This window comes from Aestuariivirga sp. (assembly GCF_044239095.1).
Taxonomy (GTDB): domain Bacteria; phylum Pseudomonadota; class Alphaproteobacteria; order Rhizobiales; family Aestuariivirgaceae; genus Aestuariivirga.
In genome coordinates this window covers 1-2,595 of sequence record NZ_JBIICB010000402.1, presented here as the reverse complement: position 1 = coordinate 2,595, position 2,595 = coordinate 1, and the positions used below count along the sequence as shown (strand labels likewise).

The window sequence follows — 2,595 nt, the reverse complement described above, 5'->3', positions numbered from 1 at the left end:
GATCTTGACCTGGTCCAGCTTGCCGAAAGCTGGGACAACGTCGCAGAAGGCATGAAGTGGGCCATCGAATTCCTGGAAGCCGAGAATGTATTTGGAGAACGGTCGCTCCCGACGGTAGTCGTTATTCCCGTCCTCGCCGCGCTTCATCAACACCTGCCAAAGGAAGCGAAGGATCAGGAACGGGCCCATGCAATTCTCAGGGAGTACGTCTGGCGGGCATTTGTCTCCGGGCGCTACGAGTTCTCATCCACCTCGAAGGCGCTTCGTGACTTTCGCGTGATCCGAAACGCTTTTGAGGGTGACGTGGATCGGCCGCGGGTGGAGATATTCGATCCGGTTGTCTGTGATATAGCCAGTGTCGAGGAAGTCGCTCGGGCAGGATCACCAAAGCGGAAGGACACTTTGGCACGAGCCATCATGCTGCTGACCCTTAAGTCGGGTGTCAATTTGGAAGATGGCTCGCGAATTGCTCGCGATGATCTGGAACAGTGGGACTGTCAGTCAATCGTTCCAGAAAACCTGATAACAAAGTTTGGTGTGTCGCTGAAAAGCATGGGCGGTAATGCCGTAAACTGTATTTTGAAGGCTCCAATCCAGCGCTCCAATCGCTCTGATGCAGAGATCATCCCACTATCGGCATATCTGAATGAAGGTCAGACCGACATCACGGCTTTAGAAGATCGCATCAAGTCTCATTTGATCCCCTTGCCGGAATTGCGAGAGCTGATCGCATTATCATGTGTAGATAACATCGACAAGGAAGCGTGCTCGCGGAGTTTCGCAGTCTTTCTTGAAAGGCGAGCAGGCATGATCCACGAGCAGATGATGAAGGTCGTCTCGGAATAGGCCTCTTTCCTCCGGCATGGCTTGCACCAGAGTTCAGCCGGGAGGAGGAGGTTTCTTTTGTCTCAAGCCAGCCGAATGATCGACATGCTGATGCTATGCTATGCATGCGAGGATAGGACCGCATCGAACCCGTCTGATAGGCCCTGCCATTGAGGCGCAACTGCTGTTTTTAAGATCAACGCTGGCAAGGTGCAGACGACGCGTTCATGCAGGACCTCCGCCCGCTTGCCGAGCGGCCTGGCCCCGCGAACAGGCTGAGCGAGGATGAGCGAGACCAGATCGTCGCCACGTGCAATGCGGCTGAATTTGCCAGCCTTCCGCCCAGCCAGATCGTGCCGCGGCTTGCTGATCGCGGCATCTATATCGCCTCGGAGTCGAGCTTCTACAGGGTATTGCGGCAGCGGGGACAGAACCACAGGCGTGGACGCGCCCGGGCGGCGACGCGATCGAAGCCACCGGCGACCTTCGAGGCAAAGGGCCCGCGGCAGGTCTGGTCGTGGGACATCACCTGGCTTCCTGGACCAGCGCTTGGGCTGTTCTATTGCCTCTACCTCATCGAGGACATCGTCAGCCGGAAGATCGTCGGCTGGGAAGTTCACGAGCGTGAAGGCGCCGAACTGGCCGCACGGCTTCTCGAGCGCGCGGTCTGGGCGGAGGGGTGCCTCACCAGCCCCCTTGCACTGCATGCCGACAACGGCAGCGCGATGAAGGGCGCGACCATGAAGACCACGATGGAGCTTCTTGGCGTCATTCCATCCTTCAGCAGGCCGCGGGTGTCGAACGACAAACCCTTCTCCGAAGCGCTCTTCCGGACGTGCAAGTACGTCCCGTCCTGGCCCGCCCGTGGCTTCGCATTCATCGAAGAAGCGCGCGCCTGGGTTCATGCCTTCGTCCGCTGGTACAACACCGCGCACAGGCATAGTGCCATCCGCTTCGTCACAACGCCCGCCATCGCGGAGAAGTCCATGCCCTGCTGAACACCCGACACGTGTTCTATCAAGCCGCACGCGCGAAGAACCCAGCCCGCTGGTCGGGCAGGACCCGAAACTGGGATCCCGTCGGATCCGTCTGGCTCACCCCGGAGCGACCATAAGCGCAATGCCGACCCCATTCTGGCGAAGCCGTTCTGAGCGTGAGAGAAGCGGATCCAATTTTAGATTGGGTTTCTGATCATGACGTTGGACGGTAAAATGGACGCCCAATTGGACTTCTCATCGACTGGGCGGGTGTCGCGTCTCGAGGTTCTGGATGGGCCGACCGGACGCAAGCAGCGGAGCGAGACGGAACGGGCCCGGATCGCGGCGGAGAGCTTCCGGCCTGGGGTGTCTGTCTCTGAGGTCGCGAGGCGGTATGGGGCGACCCGTTCGCAAGTGTATGACTGGCGGCGGCGGCTGAAGGATGGGCGGCTGGCGCTGGCTGGCGGGGTTGCTGCGATGCCAGCGTTCGCCGAGGTGATGGTGACGCTGGCAGCCGCTGCTGATGCCGGAGTGCTCAGACCCTCAGCGATTGAGACAGATATTGCCGGGACCATCATCCGCGTTCCGTCAGGGGTTGAAGCCGAGGCCCTCTCGCGCGTGATCCGTGCGGTGCGGAAAGCCTCCGTCGAATGATGGTGCCGGAGGGCTCGCTCAGGGTCTTCGTAGCCCTCGAGCCAGTAGACTTTCGAAAAGGCCATGACGGGCTTGCAGCGATCACCCAGCAGGTCCTTGGACTTGATCCATTCTGCGGCGCGGCCTTTGTGTACCGGTC

General features: G+C 59.8%; 4 protein-coding genes. All 4 read left to right on the top strand.

Annotated features, from left to right (window positions below; genetic code table 11):
- Positions 1 to 846: hypothetical protein (locus tag ACILRA_RS21925; RefSeq protein ID WP_395664160.1), on the top strand; the 846-nt coding region annotated here is incomplete at its 5' end.
- 206 nt (positions 847 to 1,052) lie between these two features.
- Complete coding sequence (locus tag ACILRA_RS21920) at positions 1,053 to 1,823, top strand: DDE-type integrase/transposase/recombinase (protein WP_395664159.1); 771 nt, start codon at positions 1,053 to 1,055, stop codon at positions 1,821 to 1,823.
- Between the two features lie 213 nt (positions 1,824 to 2,036).
- Positions 2,037 to 2,456, top strand: a complete 420-nt coding sequence (tnpA, locus tag ACILRA_RS21915; RefSeq protein WP_395664158.1) for an IS66-like element accessory protein TnpA — start codon at positions 2,037 to 2,039, stop codon at positions 2,454 to 2,456.
- Positions 2,453 to 2,595: IS66 family insertion sequence element accessory protein TnpB (tnpB, locus tag ACILRA_RS21910; protein WP_395664161.1), on the top strand; the 143-nt coding region annotated here is incomplete at its 3' end. The genes tnpA and tnpB, both read left to right, overlap by 4 nt.